23 protein-coding genes are annotated in these 21528 nt (G+C 62.1%); 4 read left to right on the top strand and 19 right to left on the bottom strand.

The window, feature by feature from the left end:
- Positions 1–2: 2 nt before the first annotated feature.
- Genes cheD through SGN16_RS17755 form a run of 8 tightly spaced genes read right to left on the bottom strand, consistent with a single transcriptional unit; the run spans position 3 to position 7633 of the window.
- Positions 3–500 carry a chemoreceptor glutamine deamidase CheD gene (gene cheD / locus SGN16_RS17790; RefSeq protein ID WP_210639309.1) on the bottom strand — a complete coding sequence of 166 codons (498 nt, stop codon included), beginning with the start codon at positions 498–500 and terminating at the stop codon, positions 3–5.
- Positions 497–1333 (bottom strand): protein-glutamate O-methyltransferase CheR, encoded by an 837-nt coding sequence (locus SGN16_RS17785; protein WP_210639308.1) that lies wholly within the window; start codon positions 1331–1333, stop codon positions 497–499. The genes cheD and SGN16_RS17785 overlap by 4 nt, the downstream gene beginning before the upstream one ends.
- A complete protein-coding gene (locus tag SGN16_RS17780; protein WP_210639307.1) occupies positions 1330–1866 on the bottom strand; it encodes a chemotaxis protein CheW in 537 nt (178 codons plus the stop codon). Before SGN16_RS17780 ends, SGN16_RS17785 begins: the two co-directional genes overlap by 4 nt.
- Before the next feature lie 39 nt (positions 1867–1905).
- Positions 1906–3564 (bottom strand): methyl-accepting chemotaxis protein, encoded by a 1659-nt coding sequence (locus tag SGN16_RS17775; RefSeq protein WP_335945730.1) that lies wholly within the window; start codon positions 3562–3564, stop codon positions 1906–1908.
- Positions 3565–3597: 33 nt separating this feature from the next.
- The gene (locus SGN16_RS17770) at positions 3598–5697 is read right to left on the bottom strand and encodes a chemotaxis protein CheA (protein WP_335945729.1); all 2100 of its coding nucleotides are present in this window, start codon (positions 5695–5697) and stop codon (positions 3598–3600) included.
- Positions 5698–5736: 39 nt separating this feature from the next.
- Entirely contained in the window at positions 5737–6021 is a 285-nt protein-coding gene (locus tag SGN16_RS17765) for an STAS domain-containing protein (RefSeq protein WP_210639304.1), read from the bottom strand.
- A 15-nt stretch (positions 6022–6036) separates the two neighbouring features.
- Positions 6037–6405 (bottom strand): response regulator, encoded by a 369-nt coding sequence (locus tag SGN16_RS17760; RefSeq protein ID WP_003203044.1) that lies wholly within the window; start codon positions 6403–6405, stop codon positions 6037–6039.
- Between the two features lie 10 nt (positions 6406–6415).
- Entirely contained in the window at positions 6416–7633 is a 1218-nt protein-coding gene (locus SGN16_RS17755; protein ID WP_335945728.1) for a methyl-accepting chemotaxis protein, read from the bottom strand.
- Positions 7634–7972: 339 nt separating this feature from the next.
- Here SGN16_RS17755 and SGN16_RS17750 point away from each other — a divergent pair, with 339 nt between their 5' ends.
- Both SGN16_RS17750 and SGN16_RS17745 read left to right on the top strand, forming a co-directional pair.
- The gene (locus tag SGN16_RS17750) at positions 7973–9319 is read left to right on the top strand and encodes an MATE family efflux transporter (RefSeq protein ID WP_210639302.1); all 1347 of its coding nucleotides are present in this window, start codon (positions 7973–7975) and stop codon (positions 9317–9319) included.
- 171 nt (positions 9320–9490) lie between these two features.
- The gene (locus tag SGN16_RS17745; RefSeq protein WP_210639301.1) at positions 9491–10138 is read left to right on the top strand and encodes an HAD-IA family hydrolase; all 648 of its coding nucleotides are present in this window, start codon (positions 9491–9493) and stop codon (positions 10136–10138) included.
- A gap of 131 nt (positions 10139–10269) precedes the next feature.
- On the opposite strand, the gene ppnN is transcribed toward SGN16_RS17745, so the two are convergent.
- Complete coding sequence (gene ppnN, locus SGN16_RS17740; protein ID WP_210639300.1) at positions 10270–11643, bottom strand: nucleotide 5'-monophosphate nucleosidase PpnN; 1374 nt, start codon at positions 11641–11643, stop codon at positions 10270–10272.
- A gap of 217 nt (positions 11644–11860) precedes the next feature.
- Here ppnN and SGN16_RS17735 point away from each other — a divergent pair, with 217 nt between their 5' ends.
- On the top strand, positions 11861–12394 hold the full coding sequence (locus SGN16_RS17735; RefSeq protein ID WP_210639299.1) for a DUF3087 family protein: 534 nt from the start codon (positions 11861–11863) through the stop codon (positions 12392–12394).
- On the opposite strand, the gene arsH is transcribed toward SGN16_RS17735, so the two are convergent.
- From arsH to SGN16_RS17690, 9 genes are all read right to left on the bottom strand, one after another.
- On the bottom strand, positions 12379–13074 hold the full coding sequence (gene arsH / locus SGN16_RS17730) for an arsenical resistance protein ArsH (protein WP_210639298.1): 696 nt from the start codon (positions 13072–13074) through the stop codon (positions 12379–12381). The genes SGN16_RS17735 and arsH overlap by 16 nt on opposite strands.
- 12 nt (positions 13075–13086) lie before the next feature.
- Positions 13087–13557, bottom strand: coding sequence for an arsenate reductase ArsC (locus tag SGN16_RS17725; RefSeq protein ID WP_210639297.1), 471 nt, complete (start codon positions 13555–13557; stop codon positions 13087–13089).
- A 141-nt stretch (positions 13558–13698) separates the two neighbouring features.
- Positions 13699–13878: a general stress protein gene (locus SGN16_RS17720; protein ID WP_210639296.1), complete on the bottom strand. Its 180-nt coding sequence runs from the start codon at positions 13876–13878 to the stop codon at positions 13699–13701.
- Between the two features lie 128 nt (positions 13879–14006).
- Positions 14007–14570, bottom strand: coding sequence for an ATP-dependent Clp protease proteolytic subunit (locus SGN16_RS17715; protein ID WP_210639295.1), 564 nt, complete (start codon positions 14568–14570; stop codon positions 14007–14009).
- A gap of 116 nt (positions 14571–14686) precedes the next feature.
- Positions 14687–15742 carry a DNA topoisomerase IB gene (locus SGN16_RS17710; RefSeq protein WP_335945727.1) on the bottom strand — a complete coding sequence of 352 codons (1056 nt, stop codon included), beginning with the start codon at positions 15740–15742 and terminating at the stop codon, positions 14687–14689.
- 226 nt (positions 15743–15968) lie between these two features.
- The gene (gene modC / locus SGN16_RS17705; protein WP_335945726.1) at positions 15969–17048 is read right to left on the bottom strand and encodes a molybdenum ABC transporter ATP-binding protein; all 1080 of its coding nucleotides are present in this window, start codon (positions 17046–17048) and stop codon (positions 15969–15971) included.
- Between the two features lie 3 nt (positions 17049–17051).
- On the bottom strand, positions 17052–17732 hold the full coding sequence (gene modB, locus SGN16_RS17700) for a molybdate ABC transporter permease subunit (RefSeq protein ID WP_335945725.1): 681 nt from the start codon (positions 17730–17732) through the stop codon (positions 17052–17054).
- A complete protein-coding gene (modA, locus tag SGN16_RS17695) occupies positions 17733–18506 on the bottom strand; it encodes a molybdate ABC transporter substrate-binding protein (protein WP_335945747.1) in 774 nt (257 codons plus the stop codon).
- A gap of 213 nt (positions 18507–18719) precedes the next feature.
- Entirely contained in the window at positions 18720–19793 is a 1074-nt protein-coding gene (locus SGN16_RS17690) for a nitronate monooxygenase family protein (RefSeq protein WP_335945724.1), read from the bottom strand.
- Positions 19794–19943: 150 nt separating this feature from the next.
- On the opposite strand from SGN16_RS17690, the gene SGN16_RS17685 reads away from it, so the two are divergent.
- Positions 19944–20432, top strand: coding sequence for a GyrI-like domain-containing protein (locus SGN16_RS17685; protein WP_210639290.1), 489 nt, complete (start codon positions 19944–19946; stop codon positions 20430–20432).
- On the opposite strand, the gene ada is transcribed toward SGN16_RS17685, so the two are convergent.
- Complete coding sequence (gene ada / locus SGN16_RS17680) at positions 20396–21469, bottom strand: bifunctional DNA-binding transcriptional regulator/O6-methylguanine-DNA methyltransferase Ada (RefSeq protein ID WP_210639289.1); 1074 nt, start codon at positions 21467–21469, stop codon at positions 20396–20398. The genes SGN16_RS17685 and ada overlap by 37 nt on opposite strands.
- Positions 21470–21528 lie beyond the last annotated feature (59 nt).

Here is a 21528-nt window from a genome sequence, read left to right as displayed (position 1 = left end):
GGTTAATGCCGGGTCCTTATTGGTTGGTGCCTGACCCACACATCGCCACTGCAAAGGTCGAAGATGATGCTGCGATGACCGGTGCTACCCATGTCCTGGGCGATCAGGTCCAGGCGGTAGAGGGCGGCGATTTCCAGCGCCGCGTTAACGTTCGACCGCGCTACGTTACCGAACGGCACTTGGCGTTGCAGTTCAGGGAACATTTCACCTCCGCCGAACAGCTTGAGTTGATAATCCTCGGGATCGGTGTGATGGGCCTTTGCCTGGTGAATGAACAGTTCGATGGCTTCGTCGGCGTACATACCGTTGAGCGCCTTGGAGCAGCGCACCCGACTGGGCAACATGAAGTGGCACATGCCACCGATCCTGCGCTCGGGATGCCACAGCGTGATCGCCACGCAAGAGCCGAGGATGGTGCGCAGCCGGGTTGGGCAGGTGGCGAAGCGAAACTCCCCCGGCGCCAGGTACATCTCGGCCACTTCCCTCATCGCGACGCTCATGGTTTGCGATAAATCGAGGGGGCCACCAGTTTCAACGCATCGGACACGCCGTTGAGGCTCTCCGAATGGCTCACGATGAAGTACCCGCCGGGCTTGAGCCGGGGGATCAATCGGGCAACCACTTTGCTTTTGGTGGGTTGGTCAAAGTAGATCATGACGTTGCGCAGGAAAATTACATCAAACTCCCCCAGATCCGGCAGTGTGTCGTTGAGGTTGACCTGGATGAAATTGACCCGGCTGCGCAACGTCCGATCGATGAGAAACGTGCCTTGCTGGCTGCCGGTACCCTTGAGGCAGTATTTCACCAGCAGCGGATGGGGCAGGTTACTGGCGCGTTCCATCGGGTAATGCCCGGCCCGGGCCTTGGCCAGCACCTGGGTACTGATGTCTGAGCCGATGACTTCCCAGGGCGTGGTGCCCAAGCCTTCGGCCAGGGTCATGGCCAGGCTGTAGGGTTCTTCGCCCGACGAACTGGCCGCACTCCACAGGCGAAAGGTCTTGCCCGGCACTGCGTGGGGCAGCACATGCTGGCGCAGGAAATCGAAATGCTTGGGCTCGCGGAAAAAGTAGGTCTCGTTGGTGGTGAGCAGGTCCAGCGCCACTTGCAGTTCATCGGTGCGCTGGCCGTTCATGATCAGTTTGAAATACTCGCCGTAGCTGCCCAGTTCGTAGTGTTTTAGACGTTTGAACAACCGCCCGGCGACCAGGGCTTTCTTGGCCGGGGACAAGTTGATGCCCGCGGCCTGGTACAACCAGGATTGAAACTGGCTGAACTCTCGATCACTGAGGGCCAGTGAATTCAATGTGCGTTCCTTGCAGGTATCGGCGTTCACTGGGCATCGACTTCCAGCGCTGCAGGGCTGGTCTGGGCGAGTTGGGACATTTCGTCGATGGACAGCACCCGGCCCACCTCCAGTACGATCACGAACTTACCATCGACCTTGGCCATGCCACTGATGAAGTCGGCGCGGATCTTCGCCCCGAAACTCGGTGGAGGTTCGATCTGCGATGCGGGAATCTCCAGCACTGCCGACACCGTGTCGACCAACAGGCCGATGTCCTGGGCGTGGCCGTCCTCGGTATTGGCCTCGATGATCACCACGCACGAGCGCCGGGTGATCGCCGAATTCTGCCGGCCGAACCGGGCCGACAAGTCCACCACTGGCACCACCGCGCCGCGCAGGTTGATTACCCCACGCACAAAGGACGGCATCATTGGCACCACGGTGAGGTTGCCGTACTCGATGATTTCCTTGATGCACAGAATGCCGATGGCAAACATTTCCGTGCCGAGCATAAACGTCAGGTATTGCGCTTCTTCCTCAACCGCGATGGCGGCGTGACGTGTGGTTGCGATGGCACCCATGCCTTTATCTCCTTTAAGCGAGCCTGTGGGATCGGACCGTCAGAACCGGGTGAATTCGGATTCGTCCGGAGCGCTGGCCATGCTGTAGGCAAACGCCTTGGGCAATGCGGGCACGGCGGCTCGGGTCGGTTTGCGGCTGGACGGGCCAGGCGTGTTGTCCACCTTCAGGGGCTGGCCGGCCGACTTGGGCGGCGTGTCCAGGGTGAAGAAACTCATGGCCTGTTGCAGCTGTTCGGCCTGGCTGCTCATTTCCTCGGCGGTGGCGGCCAGCTCTTCGCTGCTGGAGGCGTTCTGCTGGGTCACCTGGTTGAGCTGAGTCATGGCGGTGTTGATCTGCGCCACGCCAGCGGCCTGCTCTTCGGAGGCGGCGCTGATTTCCTGCACCAGGTCCGAGGTCTTGTTGATGGACGGTACCATCTCGTTGAGCAAATGCCCGGCCTTCTCGGCCATGTCAACGCTGCTGGAGGACAGCTCGCCGATTTCCTGGGCCGCCACCTGACTGCGTTCGGCCAGTTTGCGCACTTCGGCGGCGACGACGGCGAAGCCTTTGCCATGTTCACCGGCGCGGGCCGCTTCGATGGCGGCGTTGAGCGCCAGCAGGTTGGTCTGGTAGGCGATGTCGTCGATGATGCTGATGCGCTGGGCGATTTTCTTCATCGCCACCACGGTCTGCTGCACCGATTCGCCGCCGTCGGTGGCTTCCTTGGCGGCCTTGCTGGCCATGCCGTCGGTGACTTTGGCGTTCTCGGTGTTCTGGTTGATGCTGGCGCTCATCTGCTCGATGGAGGCGCTGGTTTCCTCGACGCTGGCCGCCTGTTCACTGGTGGCCTGGCTCATGGATTGCGCGGTGGCGCTGACTTCTTCGGAGGCGCTGGCCAGGTTGTCCGCTGCGTTGCGCACCTCACCGATGATGTGGGACAGCTTGCCGACCATGTTCTGCATGGCGTTGAGCACCATGCCGGTTTCGTCCTTGGAGCCGCTTTCGATTTTTGCATTCAGGTTGCCTTCGGCCAATTGTTCGGCGACGGCTGCGGCCTGTTTCAATGGCCGTGAGATAATCCGCGAAATGAACAGCGCCAGGCCCAGGCCCACCAGCAGGGCGGCGACCAGCACGGCGATGATCGACAGACGCGATTTTTCAAACAGCGCTGCGCCACGCTCGCTGGCTTTACCTGCCCCTACATCATTGAGCTCCACCATTTTTTGCAAATCGCTGGTCACCAGCTCGAATTGACGTTTGGACTCGCTCTTGAGCAGTGCATGGGCTTGTTCGGTCAGGTTCTGCCGGGACAGCGCGAGCAGGTCCTTGCTCACCGTGAGGTACGCGGCCCAGTCATTGCGGGTGGTTTCGAACAGTTGGCGGTCTTCTGCGTTGGAGAGCAGTTTTTCATAGGTCGCCATGCGCGTTTCAAAGGCCTTTTTGGCTTCTTCCGCTTCATTCTCGATGGTCACGCGTTCCTGCTCGGAATCGGCGGTGATATGGCGGTTTTCCTTGAGGCGATAATTCGCCGCGTAGAAACGCATGCCCGAGGCGGCGCGCATGGACGGCATCCAGTTTTCCCGGATATCGATGGTGGTGCCGTTCACCTCGCCCAGTTGGAGGATCGCGAACCCCCCCATGGCGGCGGTCAGGGCCAGCACCACCAGAAATGAAGTGATCAGTTTGGTGGCGATTCTAAGATCGTAGAACCATTTCATTGGGAAGTACCTCTCCATGGAATTGCTAAAGCGTCAGCGAGCAGTGGCTTGTTGTAATTGAGTTGAGGTGTAGCGGTTTTCTATCTGTGCGATCTGGGTGAGCAGCGCCGGCACGTCGAGAATCAACGCTACGGCGCCGCTGCCCAGGATGGTCGAGCCACTGATGCCGCGCAGGGCACCGAACAGCTTGCCCAGGGGCTTGATGACGGTCTGGAATTCACCCAGCAAGTCATCCACCACCAGCCCGGCCTTGAGTTCGGCGTAACGCACCACCACCACGTTCTGCCGGCGCGAGGCCGGGCCTTCATGGTTGAAGTGATCACGCAGGTAGACCAGGGGCAACACTTCGCCGCGCAGATCGAGGTAGCCTTGTTCACGGCTGGCCAGCCCATCGACTTCGCTCAGTTCGATGCATTCCTGGACCATGTCCAGCGGGATGACGTAAGTGGACTGGTCGATGCCCACCAGAAAACCATTGATGATCGCCAGGGTCAGCGGCAGCCGAATGCGCACCACGGTGCCCTTGCCCGGTTGGCTGTCGAGGTCGACAGTGCCGCGCAGCAGGGTGATGTTGCGCTTGACCACGTCCATACCCACGCCACGTCCCGAAAGGTTGGTGACGGCCTGGGCGGTGGAGAAGCCGGGTTCGAAGATCAGGTTGTAAATCTCTTGGTCGGTCGGGCTCGCGCCTGGGGCGAGCAAACCACGCTCCTGGGCCTTTTCCAGGATTCGATCGCGGTTCAGGCCGGCACCGTCGTCGGCGATTTCCAGCACGATGCTGCCCGAATCGTGATAGGCATTGAGGTGCAGATGCCCCTTGGCCGGCTTGCCGGCCGCCAGGCGTGCCTCGGCGGTTTCGATACCGTGGTCCATGGCGTTGCGCAGCAGGTGCATGAGCGGATCGCCGATTTTTTCCACCACGGTCTTGTCCAGTTCGGTTTCCGCACCGCTGATGATCAGGTCGATGTCCTTGCCCAATTCCTGGCTGACATCGCGCACCACCCGACGGAACCGGTTGAAGGTTTCGCCGATGGGGATCATGCGCAGGCGCAGGGCGCCATCGAGGATTTCTTCCACCAGGGCCGACACCGTCGAGGTGGACTCCTGCAACGGATCGTTGTTGCAGGTACGCGCCAGCAGGCTGGCACCGGCACTGGCGATGACCAGTTCCCCCACCAGGTTGATCAACTCGTCCAGCTTGTCGGCGTTGACCCGCACATAGCTGCCGTCCTTGGCCTTGTTCTCACTCTTGTCCGCTATCTGGGCGGGGACACGAGACGTCGAGCGTTGGTCGGCCATCAGCTCGCCGGTGGTGACCATGCCAGTACTCTCGGCGTTGTCTTGCTGTTGTTGTGCCAGCAAGCCGGTGCCGGTCTGTATCGCGATGTCGGGTGGCTCGTCGACGGCGAAGATCTCGACCGAGCAGTCTTCACGGACGAAATCGAATACTTCGTTGAGCGCCGCGTAAGGGGCGCTGGAACGCACGTCCAGTTCAAAGCCCAGGTAGCAGGACTCGGCATCCCACTCCTCGAGCGCGGGCAAGGCCTCGGTCAGCGTCGTGATGTCGACGATTTCACCGAGGGTTTGCAGGTAGCGCAGGAACGACAAGGGGTCCATGCCGTTGCGGAAAACCTCCTGGCCGAAACGCAGGGAAATGTGCCAGAGGACCGCTTCGCTGGACTCGGCTGCTTCGGTGCCGGTGGCCTGGGCGGGCTTGGTGTCTGGCGCCGAGGGCGGCGCCTGGTATTCCTGGAGGATCTGGCACAGCTCCATTTCCCGGGCCAGGGCAGGGGGCTGCAACGTCGAGCCCTGGTTGGCGACCACGTCGATCAGCTCCAGCATATGATCGCCGGACTTGAGCAGCACGGCGATCAAGCCTGGGTCCACGGCGACGCTACCGTCACGCAGACGATCGAGCACATCTTCGACGATGTGGGTGAAGCTGACGATCGGTTCCAGGCCGAACAATCCGGCCGAACCCTTGATCGTATGGGCCGCCCGGAAGATCGCGCCGATCGCATCATCGTCCTCGGGGTCGGTTTCCAGTTGCAGCAAGGACTCCTCCATTGCCTGCAACTGTTCCCGTGCCTCGACGATGAACGTTTGTTGTGCCTGATCGAGATTGATGCTCACGCTCATATCCTTTGTCGTGTCCGACGTATTGCGGGGCCTTTAGGCAACCAGGTTGCACAGGGCGAGTGTTTCCGTGACGGCTTTGCTACGGCCGGTCAGCGTCAGTCGGGTACCGGCCTTGGGAGCTTCGCGCTGGACCATCATCAACAGTTGCAATCCGGCGCCGTCCATTTCCGTGACCTGTGACAGGTCGAGTTCCATGTGTGGCGTTGCCCCCAGGTGCGGTAGCCACTGCGTGGCCAGGTCGGCGGCGGTGTAGATCGTCAGCTCGCCGTCGATCTGTACCTGCGCGATGTCATCGTGGGTTTCGTACAGCAACGGCATCACAGCCTCCGGCAATCAAGGAAGAATCAGTTTGGAAACCGCCGCCAGCATCTGCGCCGGTTGGAACGGCTTGACCACCCAGGCCTTGGCGCCCGCTGCCTGGCCCTCTTGTTTCTTCGACTCCTGGGATTCGGTGGTGAGCATGATGATCGGCGTGAACTTGTAGCTGGCCAGCTTCTTGACCTCCTTGACGAAGGTGATGCCGTCCATGTTGGGCATGTTCACGTCGCTGATGATCAGGTGCACTTTCTGGCCGTTGAGCTTGCCCAGTGCATCCTTGCCATCGCTGGCCTCGATCACGTCGTAGCCGGCACTTTTCAACGCGATGCCGACGACCTGCCGAACGCTCGCGGAGTCGTCGACAACCAATACACTTTTAGCCATGAAGGCTCTCCTAAAAGAAGGTTATTTCCTGTGAAACCTGTTGCGCGCCCGAGTCGCCGTGATGATTGCGGCGTTGCTCGTCGGTGGCATAAGTGGTTTCCATGCGGGCCAGCCATTGGCGGGCATCGATGGAGACGGCCTGGTCGGGCGACTGACTGGCCTGCTGTATGTGCACATGCAGGTCCTCTATGTTGTCGCGCACGTGGCTGAGGATCTGGCTGACCCGATCCTGGAATTGCAGGCTGACCAGCACTTCGGTGAGTTCGTCACGAATGCCGAAGCTCTCCTGTTGGAGCATGTCAGCCGATTCGGCCAGCCGCCCGGTGACGCTCTTGAAACGTTCCAGCACCTGCTGGATGCTTTCCTCGGAGGCGCTGACCGAATGGCTGTCCTGATCCGCGCCGCTGGAGGCGGCCTGGACCAGTTGGGTGATGGCCGTGTTGATGATGTCGACCTTGGCCGACATCTGCTGGCCGGTCTCGCTGGATTTGCTCGACAAGCTGCGAACCGCGTCGGCTACCACTGCAAAGCCGCGCCCGGCTTCACCGGCACGGGCGGCTTCGATGGCGGCGTTGAGGGCCAGCAGGTTGGTCTGTGCGGCAATCGCGGCGACATCGGCGGCCATGGTCCGCAGCTCACCGGTATAAGCGGTGAGGTTGCGCACCTGGGCCAGGGTTTCATCGCGGCTGGCCTGGGTGGCCTTCAAGGAGTCGATAACCTGAACCAGTTCGCCTTCGCTCTGGGCCAGCACCTGTACGGCGCCGCCACCGCTTTTGCTGGCCAGTTCGCCCGCGGCCAGTTGCGAAGCTTGCACGGTGTCTTCCAGGCGTGCGGAAATGCCGGTGAAGCGGCTGGTCAGCGAGACAATCGCGGTTTCGGTCTGCTGCCGGGAGCTTTCTACCTGCTTGGCCCAGATTGGCATGGCTCCGAGGATGACTTCGTTGAGCTGCGCGCCGTTTTTAAGGCCCGGGTGTTCGGCGGCTTGCAACGCGTGGTGGGCAATGGCCGCTGCAACTGCGCTGTCGAGCTGACGCCGCTGGGAGCGGGCGCCCCACACGCCAGCACCGATGCCCAAGGCCACGACTGCTGCACTCAAAGCGATGTTTTGTGCACTCGGACCGTTGAGTGCCAGCACGCCGACACTTGCCACGATACCCACGAGCACGGCGCTCCAAAGGACGCGTGGCTGGGGTTGGGAGAGGGAGTGACCGTTTGGATACGACGTCATGGTTCGGTCCTTGAACAGTGTTGCCAACAGATAATTTGCGAATAACTGGTTATCTGCAAAACCGACATGGTCTTGAGGACCAGTCGTCTGGTTTCGACAAAAATAATGGCACAGTGCTATCTAAGGATAGACGAGATTGGGAAATTGTCGAGATGGCCTGACCTGTGGAAATCCCGTGGCTAGGGGGAGGGAGCTTGCTCTCGCTTCGCTCGGCAGCTCCTCCAGCGCAGTCCAGCGGAGCAAGCTCCTCGTCACGAAAGCGGACATCTTCTGAAACAGAATCCATGGATTAAGCTAAATTACCCCGCATCGGATTCGAACCTGCCATCACGAGCCCCCATGCCCACCCAGCCCCTCTGGAAAACCTATCTCCTGTTCCTGGCCCCCATGGTCCTGTCCAATTTCCTGCAGTCCATGTCCGGTACGCTCAACAGCATCTACATCGGTCAGATGCTCGGCACCCAGGCACTGGCCTCGGTGTCGGGCATGTTTCCCATTGTGTTCTTCTTCATTGCCCTGGTCATCGGCCTGGGGGCGGGGGCGGGTGTGTTGATCGGGCAAGCCTACGGTGCCGGGCAAACCGGTACGGTGAAGGCCATCGCCGGCTCGACGCTGTTGTTGGGAGCGATCATCGGGCTGGTGGCGGCAGTGCTCGGCAGTGTCTTTGCGCGTCAGGCGTTGCAGGGGCTCGGCACGCCGGCCGATGTGCTGGAAGACGCCGTATCCTACGCCCGGGTCATGATGTGGATCCTGCCGATGTTGCTGGTATTCGTGCTGTTCACACAACTGCTACGCGGGGTGAGCGATACGGTGTCACCGATGTTGGCGTTGCTGGTGTCCACCAGCGTCGGGTTGATACTCACGCCTGCGTTGATTCGCGGCTGGCTGGGCCTGCCACAGATGGGCATTCAGAGCGCGGCATTGGCGGGGTTGGTGGGGACTACCTCGGCGATGCTGATGCTGGCGTGGCGCCTGAACCGTCGGGCGCACGCCTTGGCGCCGGATCGTGCGTTGTTCGCGGCGATGCGCCTGGACATGGATATCCTCGGCAAGGTGCTGCGCATCGGCCTGCCCACGGGGTTGCAGATGGTGGTGATCTCGTTGTCGGAGCTGGTGATCCTGGCGTTGGTCAACCAGCACGGTTCCCAAGCCACAGCGGCCTACGGTGCGGTGACGCAGATCGTCAACTACGTGCAGTTCCCGGCGCTGTCGATCGCCATCACCGCCTCGATCCTCGGAGCCCAGGCCATCGGCGCCGGCCGCCTGGAGCGCCTTGGGCCGATCCTGCGCACGGGGCTTTTGATCAACCTCTGGCTCACCGGTGGGCTGGTGGTGTTGGGCTATCTGTTGTCCCACTGGCTGCTGGGTCTGTTCATCACCGACCCGGCGGCGCGGGTACAGGCCGAACACCTGCTGCACATCATGCTCTGGAGCCTGCTGGTGTTCGGCTTCCAGGCGATTGTCGGTGGCATCATGCGCGCCAGCGGCACGGTGTTGGTGCCGGTGGCGATCTCGGTCTTCTGCATCGTCGGTGTGCAGGTGCCAGCGGCGTATCTGCTGGATGCCCACTTCGGCTTGCAAGGGGTATGGATGGCGTTTCCCGTGGCGTACCTGAGCATGCTGCTGTTGCAGACGCTGTATTACAAACTGGTCTGGCAGCATCAGCCGATTGAGCGGTTGGTGTAATCGGCCCACCACGGAACCCTGTGGGAGCGAGCTTGCTCGCGATAGCGGTGGATCAGCTTGCATCAATACTGAATGTTCCTACGTCATCGCGAGCAAGCTCGCTCCCACAGGGGGACAGGGCCTGGCGATGTTACAGTGACCGTCATCCACCCTTCATCACCGAGGATCCCGATGCCTGCCAACCGTTCCTACCGCGCTTTCCTCTTCGACATGGACGGCACGTTGCTCAACTCCATCGCCGCCGCCGAGCGCATCTGGACACGCTGGGCCCTGCGCCACGGCGTAGACGTAGCGACGTTCCTGCCAACGATTCACGGCGTGCGCGCCATCGACACCATTGCCCGCCAGCATTTGCCGGGGCTGGACGCCCAGGTCGAGGCTGAGCAGATTACCCGGGAGGAAATCGAGGATGTCGAAGGCGTGGTGCAAGTGGCCGGTGCGGCTGCGTTTCTGAAAAGCCTGCCCTCCGGCCAATGGGCGATTGTCACCTCGGCGCCGATGGCATTGGCGTTGCGCCGCATGGAAGCCGCCGGGATTCCACGCCCTTTGGTGATGGTCACTTCCGAAGACGTCAGCGACGGCAAACCCAACCCCGCCTGCTATCGCCTGGCAGCGGAGCGGTTGCAGGTGGCGCCCGAGGAATGCCTGGTCTTTGAAGACGCCGCCGCCGGCATTCGCGCTGGCGAGGCCGCAGGGGCGAATGTGATGGTGGTGACGGCGACGCATGCGCATCCGGTGGACACCCGCCATCCGCAGATCAAGGATTACCGTGGGCTAGGCATTGAAGTGGATGAAGCCGGCCGGATGCGGATTCAGTAATCACACAAAACCCCTGTGGGAGCGAGCTTGCTCGCGATAGCGGTGGGTCAGCTTGTATCAGTGCTGAATGTGCCGCTGTCATCGCTAGCAAGCTCGCTCCCACGTTGGATCTATGGTGGTCCTCAAATAGCTCAGGTCACCACGCGATAGCATGGTACGTACGCCGCGCCGCCCGGCAGTTTCATGCGGTGTTGGGCGACGAAGGCCTGGAGCAGGCGGTCGAGGGGTTCCATGATCGCGGCGTCGCCGTGGATTTCGTACGGGCCGCGCTCCTCGATCAGGCGGATGCCCTTGTCCTTGACGTTACCCGCCACGATCCCGGAGAACGCCCGGCGCAGGTTGGCCGCCAGTTCGTGGGCGGGCAGGTCGCGGCGCAGGCCCAGGCTGGCCATGTTCGCGTGGGTCGGGTCGAACGGACGCTGGAAGCCTTCGTCGATCTTCAGCAACCAGTTGAAGTGGAAGGCGTCGTTGCGCTCGCGGCGGAACTGCTTGACCTCCTTGAGGCCCTGGGTCATCTGCCGGGCCACTTCGGCCGGGTCGTCGATGATGATCTGGTAGTGCTTTTGCGCGTCCTCGCCCAGGGTCGCACCGACGAACGCGTGCAACTGATCGAGGTACGGCGCGGCGCTTTTCGGCCCGGTGAGGACCACCGGGAAGGGCAGGTCCTGGTTGGCCGGGTGCATCAGGATGCCCAGTAGGTAGAGGAACTCCTCCGCTGTACCGGCACCGCCTGGGAAGATGATGATGCCATGGCCCACGCGCACGAAGGCTTCCAGGCGTTTCTCGATGTCCGGCAGGATCACCAGCTCATTGACGATCGGGTTCGGCGCCTCGGCGGCGATAATGCCCGGCTCCGTCAGGCCCAGGTAACGGCCACCATGGATCCGCTGCTTGGCGTGGGCAATGGTGGCGCCTTTCATCGGCCCCTTCATCACACCCGGGCCGCAGCCGGTGCAGATGTCCAGGCTGCGCAGGCCCAGTTCATGGCCGACTTTCTTGGTGTATTTGTATTCCTCGGTGTTGATCGAGTGACCGCCCCAGCACACGACGATTTTCGGCTCCACGCCGGGACGCAAGGTGCGGGCGTTGCGTAGCAGGTGGAACACGTAGTCGCTGATGCCCTGGGACGAGCTCAGGTCGATGCGCTGGCTGTCCAGTTCGTTCTCGGTGTAGACGATGTCGCGCAGGGCGCTGAACAGCATCTCGCGGGTGCTGGCGATCATTTCGCCGTCGACGAAGGCGTCGGCCGGCGCGTTCAGCAGCTCCAGGCGTACGCCGCGGTCCTGCTGGTGAATGCGGATCTCGAAGTCCTTGTAGGCTTCCAGGATGGTCTTGGCGTTATCAACATGGGCGCCGGTGTTGAGGATGGCCAGGGCGCACTGGCGAAAGAGGGTGTAGATACTGCCGGAACCGGCTTCGCTCAGTTGTTGGACTTCGCGCTGGGACAAGGTCTCCAGGCTGCCCTTTGGGCTTACCGAGGCGTTGATTACATGTCTTTGAGTCATTCAGCTTTCCTTGAAAACGATGCCATGCACACAACGACGGCATCTTTGAAAATACGTCCACGTAGGAAGATCGCACGATCCTTGCGGTATCGCTATGGACTTTGATCCGCATCCTTGGGCTCGGTTGCAGCACAAAATGAGTTCCAGCATAGCTAAATCGGCCGGGCAGGCGATAATGCGCGACACTTTTTCTGCCGTACAAGGAAATTACCTCGCGATGTTCGAGATCAAACCGTGGGATGCCGGCACCTACCGACAGCAGACCCGTCGCAGCACTCTCATCGTCGCCGTGACGTTCCTGGCCCTGGCGATGCTGCTGTCCAGCCTGGCGGTGATGCTGTTCGGAACGCCTGGAGGCGATAACTTTCGCTTCAATCTCGCAGGGGTGATTGTCGCGGTGCTGGCGATGGCTGCGCTGATGCGCCTGTATTTCTGGTCGCAGCCGTGGATGGCCGCAGCGGTGTATGGCTGGCAGCTCAAGCGCAGCCTGATGAAAATCACCAATGTGATGCACCAGGTGACGGCCGGTGTACAGGCCCAGGACCCAACAGCCATGAAGCTGCTGCGCTTCTATCACTTGGGGTTGACCCAGATGCACCAACTGGATGCCAACTCCAGCGCCCAGGGTGCGCTTGCCCGCGAGGCCGACGAGCACTTGGCGAAGATGCAAGCGCTGAACCTGGACACTGAGCAGTCGCGCCTGGATCCAGCCTGGATCGAGGCGGTCAAGCGCAGCTATATCGAGCGTTGATTGACCCGCTTGGACAGTTCTTCGGCCGACTCCTTGCGTTCGGAGTAACGGTCCACCAAGTCCGGGCGGTCACGCAATAGCACGGTGAACCTCACCAGTTCTTCCATCACGTCCACCACTCGGTCATACAGGGCCGAGGGCTTCATGCGGTTGTGCTCGTCGAATTCCAGGAACGCCTTGGGCACCGACGACTGGTTGGGGATGGTGAACATGCGCATCCAGCGACCCAGCACTCGCAGTTGATTGACGGTGTTGAACGACTGCGAGCCGCCGGACACCTGCATCACCGCCAGGGTCTTGCCCTGGGTCGGACGCACCGCGCCCAGCGCCAGCGGCACCCAGTCGATCTGCGCCTTGAACACCGCCGACATCGAACCATGCCGTTCCGGTGAGCACCACACCTGGCCTTCGGACCACATCATCAAATCCAGCAGTTCCTGGACCTTGGGGTGGCTGCTCGGCGCGTCATCGGGCAACGGCAGGCCGGATGGATTGAAAATGCGGGTCTCGGCACCGAAGTGCTCCAACAGCCGCGCCGCTTCCTCCACCAGCAAACGGCTGAACGAACGCGGCCGGGTCGAACCATAGAGCAGGAGGATGCGTGGCTTGTGGGGGCCATCGCTGACGCCAGCGATGCTCTGGGACAGGGCCGCGTCGAGGTTGGGCAAGTCGTCGCTCATGGGGGCTCCGGGTCAGAGGGTGCCGATGCGGTCGAGCTCGGCTTTCAGGGCCTGGGCATCGAGTTGGCCGAAGGGCAGGGCGAAAAACGCCCGGCAGCGGCTTTCGATACGATCCAGGGTGGCATGGAAGGCCTGGCCGATCTGATCGTCGCTGCCTTTGACGGTCGATGGATCGACCAGGCCCCAGTGGGCCTTGATCGCCGGACCGAAGTACACCGGGCAAGCGTCGCGGGCGGCGCTGTCGCACACGGTGATGACGATGTCCGGCGGGCTGCCCTCGAACGCGTCGTTACCCTTGCTGCGCAAGCCTTGGGTGCTGATACCGGCTTCCTGCAAGGTGCTCAGGCTGCGCGGCAGTACGTGGCCCTTGGGGAAACTGCCGGCGCTGACGGCTTCGAACCCGGCCGGGGCCAGATGGTTGAACATCGCTTCGCTGAGAATGCTGCGGCAGCTGTTGGCTGTGCACATGAAGAGGACTTTCATCGATCGGCTCCGATAAGCGCAAGGGTGGGCTGCGCCGGAGTATATGCGGATAATCGAATATATGGAATTTCGTATTTGTGGCGGGGGAATGAGCGGATAGCGTCAGGGCGCAGCACGTCTGCGCCCCAACGGTTAGGTTCGTTACGATTTTCTGCCGCCGCCTTGGCTGCGTTCGCTACCTTTGTTACCGGCTCCAGTGCCTTTTTGCCGGTCGTTGGCAACGTTGCCGCCTGACGCTTGTCCGCCTTTCTTGCCGGCTTCAGATGCTTTGTCACGATCGTTGGCGAAGTTGCCTGGGTTTTTGTTTCCGCTACTGGCCATTTCGAGAATCCTCATTTTGGTTGAGCGAGCAACGTGCCTCGCATTATTTGGGAAAGAAAATGGCCGGCGGAAGTTTAATAAAAACCGCTTGCTCGCGACGAATGGTCAGCAGCCAGCGGCCTGCGCTTCTAGTCCTCGCCACCGCTGACTTTCCAATGCTTGGCATCCGCCGGGAAAACCACTTGTTCGACCCGATGCGCAATGCCGAAAGCCAGGGAGTTTTCCGCCGGGATGACCCGTTCCTCGGCACACAGGCATTTGAAAATATCCAGCTGGGTCGCGGCGCCCGCGGTTTCCTTGACATAGATTTCCACGTAGCGCGCCACGTCGTTGTCCAGGCTGGACAGGTACTCGCGCAAGCGTGAGTGGTCCACCGATTTCTGGCCGAAATACCAGTTCATCGGGTGGATCAGAAAGCGTGAATGAGGGGTGGTGGTACGGTCGCTGGCGGCCAGGTACATGACGATGCCCATCGACTCGATGTTGCCGGCGTTCACCGCACGTACCGGCACCGGCAGGGACTTGATGAAGGTATAGAGGGTGAAACCGAAGTTGGTGCTGCCGCCGACGGTCGAGAGATTGAGCATCAGCGAGTCAGCGCCTTTTTCGATGGCTTCCAGGCAATTGTCCCGGAAGCGTTCCGTGGTGCCCTGATCGATCTGGCAATGGAAATGGACAATGTGTTCGGCCATCTGAAACTCCTGTCGACTTCATCCGTTCAGGTGTCTGCGCAACGGCGGCGCTGTACTGTTGGGAGTCCAGCGGTCTGCGGATGTTCCTCGTCTATGGTGAGCTGCCCGTGCGCGTGTTAAGCCGGTTGCTGCCGTTCGCAAATCTCGGCGGCCTGTGTCATGCGCTGGAGAAACATCGCCAGCCCGGCTTCTTCGTCACTGAGGCCCTTGCGCGCCCGGGGCTTGGGCAATTCCCTCAGGGTGCCGAGCAGGAAACCCTCGACCACTGCTGGATGAATGTAGCACTTGCGACAGACGGTGGGCGTGTTGCCCAGTTGGCGGGCGACCTGCCTGACCATCTCGGCGACATGTTTCTTGGCCTCGCTCTCGGTTTCCCAACGCAGCATCCGCAGCCCGGCCAAGGCCGCCGCGCTGCCGGCCCAGGTGCGGTAGTCCTTGGCGGTGAAGTCGGCGCCGGTGAGGGTCTTGAGGTAGGCGTTGATGTCCGAGGAACTGATGGCGTGGCGCTCGCCGTTTTCGTCCAGGTACTGGAACAGATTCTGCCCGGGGATCTCCTGGCAGCGCTTGATGATCCGCGCCAGGCGTCGGTCTTTCACGGTGATCTGGTGTTCGACGCCGCTCTTGCCACGGAACTGGAAGGCGATGGCACTGCCGTTGATCTCGACATGCTTGCTGCGCAAGGTCGTCAGGCCGTAGGAGCGATTGTCCCGGGCGTACTGGGTATTACCGACCCGGATCAGGGTCATATCAAGCAGGGTGATGACCGTGGCCATGACCTTGTCGCGGCTGAAACCGGGCTGGGCCAGGATCTCTTCCAGGCGTTTGCGCAAGCGCGGCAGGGTGCGGCCGAATTCGAGCATGCGTGAATACTTGTCCGCGTCGCGCACTTCTCGCCAACGCGGGTGGTAGCGGTATTGCTTGCGCCCCCGGGCATCGCGCCCGGTGGCCTGGAGATGGCCGCGCGGGTCGGTGCAGATCCACACATCGGTGTAGGCCGGCGGCACCGCCAAGGCATTGATGCGCTGGACTTCGGCGGCGTCGGTAATGCGCTGGCCCTGTGGGTCGAAATAACAGAACTTGCCGCGCAATTTGCGCCGGGTGATACCGGGGGCGCTGTCGTCGACGTAATGCAGGTCGGCCGGCAGTGCATCCGGCGGCAGGGTGTCGGGCATGAAAAGAGTCCTTGGCAACGAATCCGGTGGCCTGTGATCGATTGACCGCAGCCCGTTGCGGACGTGCCAAGTTTCTGAGGGGCGTCGAATCTTGAATACACCACTGAGTCTGTGGGAGCCGAGCTTGCTCGCGATGACGTCGGCACATTCAATATTGATGCAAGCTGACTCACCGCCATCGCGAGCAAGCTCGCTCCCACATGGGGTTTGGGCAAGACTCGGGATCCTACGCCAACACCGCCACCGCCTTGATCTGCGCCCACAACAACTGCCCCGGATGCAGTTTCAACTGGTCGCGGGAGTAGCGGGTGATGCGCGCCAACAGTGGCGTGCCGGCCGCTTCCAGACGGATCAGCACATGGGCGGCATTGTCGGCGGCCAGTTCGCTGACCACGGTGACCGGCAGGCGGTTGAGGATGCTGGTCTGGGCGTCGTTCGTCAGGCTCAGGCTGACGTCCCGGGCCTGGACCTTGAAGCGCAACGGCTGCCCGACAGCCAGCGCCGTATGAGCCACCCGCACATTCAACTGGCTGTCGGGCAGGTTCAGGGTCAGCAGTTGATAGGTGGGGTCATAACCGCTGACCTTGCCTTGGATCACCACCCCCGCGTCATCCCCCATGGCCAGCGGCAGGTCGAGCCGGGCCAGGGTCTCACCGATCGGCCCGCTGGCCAGCGCGCGGCCGCCGTCGAGCAGTACGAGGTGGTCGGCCAGGCGTGCCACTTCGTCCTGGGAGTGGCTGACGTACAGCACCGGGATATCCAGTTCATCGTGCAACCGTTGCAGGTACGGCAGGATTTCGTTTTTGCGCCGGCTATCGAGGGCCGCCAGCGGCTCGTCCATCAGCAACAGTCGTGGGCTGGTCAACAAGGCGCGGGCGATGCCCACCCGCTGGCGTTCACCGCCGGACAGGGTGTGCGGCTGTCGCTCGAGCAGGTGAGCGATACCCAGCAATTCGCTCGCCTGGACCATGTCCACGCGCCGTTGCGCTGGGGCGATGCGCTTGAGGCCGAACGCCAGGTTGCCCCGTACCGAAAGATGGGTGAACAGGCTCGCCTCCTGGAACACATACCCCACCGCTCGTTTATGCGGCGGCAGGAACACGCCGTGTTCACTGTCCTGCCACACGTCGCCATTGACCTCGATGAAGCCATGGGACGGCCGCTCCAGCCCGGCGATGCAGCGCAGGCAGGTGGTCTTGCCCGAACCGGACGGACCATACAAAGCGGTCACCCCCCGGCCCGGCAGTTGCACAGCCAGGTCAAGGGAAAAGTCCCCGTGGTCGAGCTGCAAGCGCGCCTGAATCATCGATCAGCTCCAACCGGTCCGGGTTCTGCGCCTGGAGTACAGCGCCAGCAGCACAGCAAATGAAAACACCAGCATCGCCGCCGCCAGCCAATGGGCCTGGGCATATTCAAGGGCTTCGACGTGGTCGTAGATCTGCACCGAAACCACCCGGGTTTTCTCAGGGATGTTGCCGCCGATCATCAACACCACGCCGAATTCGCCAACGGTATGGGCAAAGCCGAGAATCGCCGCAGTGACGAAGCCGGGCCGGGCCAGGGGCAGGATGACGCTGAAGAAGGTATCCCAAGGACTGGCCCGCAGCGTGGCGGCGACTTCCAGAGGGCGGTTGCCGATGGCGGCAAAGGCGTTCTGCAACGGTTGCACCACAAACGGCATCGAATAGATCACCGAGCCGATCACCAACCCGGTAAAGCTGAAGGTGAGGGTGCCCAGCCCGAGAGCCTGGGTGAACTGGCCGATCCAGCCGTTGGGGCCCAACGCCAGCAGCAGGTAAAAGCCGATCACCGTGGGCGGCAACACCAAGGGCAGCGCCACTACCGCACCTACTGGCCCACGCAGCCAGGATTGGCTGCGTGACAGCCACAAGGCGATGGGCGTGCCGATAAGCAGCAGGATCACCGTGGTCAACGACGCCAGTTTCAGGGTCAGCCAGATCGCTGCAAGGTCGGCACTGGTCAGTGGCATTTAGCGTTGATAACCGTAGGCTTGGATGATGGCGGCGGCTTTCGGGCCCTTGAGGTAATCCACCAGCGCGGCGGCGGCGGGGTTGTTCTGGCCTTTACTGAGGATCACCGCGTCTTGCTTGATCGGATCATGCAGTTCGGCCGGGACGATCCACGCCGAACCACCGGTTACTTTGCCGTCCTTGTAGATCTGCGACAAGGCCACGAAGCCGAGTTCGGCGTTGCCAGTGGAGACGAACTGATAGGCCTGGGTGATGTTCTGGCCTTCGACAAGCTTGCTCTTGACCTGCGCGGTCAGCCCCAGCTTGTCCAGCACCTGGGTCGCGGCCAAGCCGTAGGGCGCAGCCTTCGGGTTGGCGATAGACAGGTGCTGGAAAGCGTTGTCCTTGAGTACCTGGCCTGCGCTGTCGACATAGCCCTCCTTGGCCGACCACAGCGCCAGCGTGCCAATGGCGTAGGTGAAGCGTGAGCCCTTGACGGTATCGCCTTCGCTTTCGAGTTTGGCCGGGGTGCTGTCATCGGCGGCGAGGAAGACCTCGAACGGCGCGCCGTTCTTGATCTGCGTGTAGAACTGTCCGGTCGCACCGTAGGCGGCCACCAATTTGTGCCCGGTGTCTTTTTCGAAATCGGCGGCGATGGCCTGGAGCGGGGCGGTGAAATTGGCGGCAACCGCCACTTGCACCTCATCGGCCTGGACGGCGCCAACGGTAAACAGCGTGGTCAGTAGCAACGGCGCGAAGCGGGAGAGGGGCATGGTAGGGATCCGTAAGGTCAGGTCGCTGTATACGGAAATATATAGCGAATGGCCGATAAACGGAACGTGGCATTTTGTCGGGGATCAACAACAGGAAAGGTGAGAGGGCCGCCGCCATCGCGAGCAAGCTCAGCTCCCACAGGTTCGGCGGTCTACCTGGATGTGGTGGTTGCCACAGATCAAGTGTGGGAGCGAGCTTGCTCGCGATAACGGCCTGACAGGCGCTGACGACCGTCAGGACCGACCACGGTTGTTCAGGTGGGCCAGCGTCTCCTCGGCCAGTTGTCGGGTCAGCTCGGCGCTCGACAGCTCGCGGCCCAGGGGAAACGCCTGGCCGGCCCAGAGGTTGCTGAAGTCCGCTTCATCCTTGGCGCGCAACGGCATCAATGCCCCGCCCGCCAGGGGAAATGCCGGCGCCAGTGGGCTCATCGGGCCCACTTCGCGCATCACTCGGTTGACGATGCCCCGGGCCGGGCGACCGGTGAACAGGTTGGTGACGGCGGTCTGGCTTTCCTTGGCTGTGCGCAGCGCCCGGTGATGGGACGCGCTGATCTTGGCCTCAGGGGTGAACAGATAGGCGCTGCCCAGTTGCACCGCCGAGGCGCCAAGGGCGAACGCGGCGACGATTCCCCGCGCATCGCCGATGCCGCCAGCAGCGATCACCGGCACGCGCACCGCATCCACCACCTGCGGCAACAAGGCGAACAGGCCGACCTGGGTGTTGAGGTCGTCGCTGAGGAACATCCCGCGATGGCCGCCGGCTTCATAGCCCATGGCGATGATCGCGTCGCAACCGTGCTGTTCCAACCAGATGGCTTCCTCGACCGTAGTGGCTGACGAGAGGATTTTCGCACCGGTGGCCTTCACCCGATCCAGCAAGGATTTTTCCGGCAGGCCGAAGTGGAAACTGACCACTTTCGGACGCATTTCCTCCAGCACACGGCAGGCCGCATCATCGAACGGCGTGCGGTTGGACACCGGCGTCGGTGCGTCGAAGTCTGCGCCCAGTTCCTCGTAATAGGGCTTGAGCCGTTGTTTCCAGGCCTCGGCCCGCTGCTTATCGAACACGGGCGGCTGGTGACAGAAAAAATTCACATTGAATGGCTTGTCGGTCTGTTCGCCGATGGTCGTCAGTGCCTGGCGCAGTTGCTCGACATCCAGCATCGCCGCCGGCATCGAGCCCAGCCCGCCGGCATTGCAGGTGGCGACCACCATGGCCGGCCCCGTCACCCCAGCCAGTGGCCCCTGGATAATGGGCAGCTCGATTCCGAGCAGGTCAAGAATGCGAGTGTCTGGCCACTGGTTCATGTGCGGGGTCTCCGAGGGCAGAAAGGAAACAGGGTTTTTAGCAGGTGTACCCCGGCCAGGGCCAGTCGAGTTTTTCAATGGCACACCGTAACTTGATCCCCACGGCGGGAGCGTTACCATGCGGGCTTCATTCATCAAGGAGCCTGACTCATGGACGTAAAACTCAAGACCGTCGAACCCTTCACCGTGGCCGGTCTGCAGGTGCGCACCCGCAACACCGACGAGCAGCAACCCGACACGGCCAGGATCGGTCCGATGTGGCAGCAGTTCTTCACCGAAGGGCTGTTCGACGCGATTCCGGCTCGGCAGTCGGAGTCGTTCGTCTACGGCGTGTATTCCAATTATGAGTCCGACGCCACCGGCTACTTCGATGTGACCGCCGGTGTGCAGGTCGATGCGACGAGCGCAGGCTACCCCGCCGTGGACATCGAAGGCGGGGATTACCTGGTGTTTTCGGCCAAGGGGCCGATGCCCGATTGCGTGATCCAGACCTGGGGCCTGATCTGGGCGTATTTCGCCGATAACCCGCAAACCCTGCGCCGTTTCACCAGCGATTTCGAGGTCTACAGCGGCCCCGATTCGGTAGCGATCTACATCGGTGTTCAGTCCCCGGACGAGCGTTCCAGCGCCAGCAACTGACGCTTGCGTTCCACGCCCCAGCGATAGCCCGACAGGTTACCGTCGCTGCGCACTACCCGGTGGCAAGGGATCGCCACCGCCAGGCTGTTGGCGCCGCAGGCCTGGGCCACGGCGCGCACGGCCTTGGGCATGCCGATGCGCTGGGCGATCTCGGCGTAGCTGGCGGTGCTGCCCGCTGGAATGTCCCGCAGGGCCTGCCAGACCCTTTCCTGGAACGCCGTGCCGCGCAGGTCCAAGGGCAGGTCCAGGCCCAGCGCCGGCGCTTCGATAAAGCCCACCACCTGGGCGATCAATTGCTCGAACTCGCGGTCGGCGCCGATCAGGTTGGCCCGGCGGAATTTGTCTTGCAGGTCCCGCACCAACGTGTCCGGGTCGTCCCCCAGCAGGATCGCGCACACGCCACGCTCGCTTTGCGCCACCAGGATCGCCCCGAGGGAGCATTGGCCGACGGCGAAACGGATGTCGGTGTTCTGCCCCTTGGCGCGGTAGTCGGCGGGTTTCATGCCGAGGACTTTGTCGGCGGCTTCATAGAAGCGGCTGTTGGAATTGAAACCGGCGTCGTACAGCGCATCAGTGATCGTCCCACCATCGGCCAGGCGCTCGCGCACCTTGCGCGAACGGTGCGCGGCGGCATAGCCCTTGGGGGTTAGGCCAGTGACCGCCTTGAACACCCGATGAAAATGGAAAGGGCTCAAACCGGCGCTTTCTGCCAGTTCATTCAGGCCTGGCAATTCTTCAGCGGCTTCGATCTGCCGGCAGGCGGCCGCGACCCGGGCCGCTTGTTGGGCGGCGATCTGGGTCTGGTCCCTGGCCGCGCGCTTGCTGGGGCGATAGCCGGCTGCCTGGGCCTGTTCCGGGGTGTCGAAGAATTCGACGTTACGCGGGTTGGGCAGCCGCGACAGGCTGCTGGGATGGCAATAGATGCCAGTGGTCTTCACGCCATAGACGAATTGTCCGTCGGCGCGCGGATCCCGGGCGAGCACGGCGGCCCAGCGCGGATCCAGTTCAGGGGCGGGATTGTTCGAAGTGCTGTTCATGGTCGTTATGTCCATTGGCCCGTTTTGCCTACAGTAGCGAGCCTGCGAGGTGGCAACAC

This window comes from Pseudomonas sp. G166 (assembly GCF_037027455.2).
Classification (GTDB): Bacteria; Pseudomonadota; Gammaproteobacteria; order Pseudomonadales; family Pseudomonadaceae; genus Aquipseudomonas.
This window is presented reverse-complemented; position numbering and strand designations above follow the sequence as displayed.

Excerpts from the sequence above, each read along its gene's own strand:
- cheD (WP_210639309.1), bottom strand. The coding sequence starts at position 500 with ATGAGCGTCGCGATGAGGGAAGTGGCCGAGATGTACCTGGCGCCGGGG.
- SGN16_RS17780 (WP_210639307.1), bottom strand. The coding sequence starts at position 1,866 with ATGGGTGCCATCGCAACCACACGTCACGCCGCCATCGCGGTTGAGGAA.
- SGN16_RS17775 (WP_335945730.1), bottom strand. The coding sequence starts at position 3,564 with ATGAAATGGTTCTACGATCTTAGAATCGCCACCAAACTGATCACTTCA.
- SGN16_RS17765 (WP_210639304.1), bottom strand. The coding sequence starts at position 6,021 with ATGCCGTTGCTGTACGAAACCCACGATGACATCGCGCAGGTACAGATC.
- SGN16_RS17760 (WP_003203044.1), bottom strand. The coding sequence starts at position 6,405 with ATGGCTAAAAGTGTATTGGTTGTCGACGACTCCGCGAGCGTTCGGCAG.
- SGN16_RS17755 (WP_335945728.1), bottom strand. The coding sequence starts at position 7,633 with ATGACGTCGTATCCAAACGGTCACTCCCTCTCCCAACCCCAGCCACGC.
- SGN16_RS17750 (WP_210639302.1), top strand. The coding sequence starts at position 7,973 with ATGCCCACCCAGCCCCTCTGGAAAACCTATCTCCTGTTCCTGGCCCCC.
- SGN16_RS17745 (WP_210639301.1), top strand. The coding sequence starts at position 9,491 with ATGCCTGCCAACCGTTCCTACCGCGCTTTCCTCTTCGACATGGACGGC.
- ppnN (WP_210639300.1), bottom strand. The coding sequence starts at position 11,643 with ATGACTCAAAGACATGTAATCAACGCCTCGGTAAGCCCAAAGGGCAGC.
- SGN16_RS17735 (WP_210639299.1), top strand. The coding sequence starts at position 11,861 with ATGTTCGAGATCAAACCGTGGGATGCCGGCACCTACCGACAGCAGACC.
- arsH (WP_210639298.1), bottom strand. The coding sequence starts at position 13,074 with ATGAGCGACGACTTGCCCAACCTCGACGCGGCCCTGTCCCAGAGCATC.
- SGN16_RS17725 (WP_210639297.1), bottom strand. The coding sequence starts at position 13,557 with ATGAAAGTCCTCTTCATGTGCACAGCCAACAGCTGCCGCAGCATTCTC.
- SGN16_RS17720 (WP_210639296.1), bottom strand. The coding sequence starts at position 13,878 with ATGGCCAGTAGCGGAAACAAAAACCCAGGCAACTTCGCCAACGATCGT.
- SGN16_RS17715 (WP_210639295.1), bottom strand. The coding sequence starts at position 14,570 with ATGGCCGAACACATTGTCCATTTCCATTGCCAGATCGATCAGGGCACC.
- SGN16_RS17710 (WP_335945727.1), bottom strand. The coding sequence starts at position 15,742 with ATGCCCGACACCCTGCCGCCGGATGCACTGCCGGCCGACCTGCATTAC.
- modC (WP_335945726.1), bottom strand. The coding sequence starts at position 17,048 with ATGATTCAGGCGCGCTTGCAGCTCGACCACGGGGACTTTTCCCTTGAC.
- modB (WP_335945725.1), bottom strand. The coding sequence starts at position 17,732 with ATGCCACTGACCAGTGCCGACCTTGCAGCGATCTGGCTGACCCTGAAA.
- SGN16_RS17690 (WP_335945724.1), bottom strand. The coding sequence starts at position 19,793 with ATGAACCAGTGGCCAGACACTCGCATTCTTGACCTGCTCGGAATCGAG.
- SGN16_RS17685 (WP_210639290.1), top strand. The coding sequence starts at position 19,944 with ATGGACGTAAAACTCAAGACCGTCGAACCCTTCACCGTGGCCGGTCTG.
- ada (WP_210639289.1), bottom strand. The coding sequence starts at position 21,469 with ATGAACAGCACTTCGAACAATCCCGCCCCTGAACTGGATCCGCGCTGG.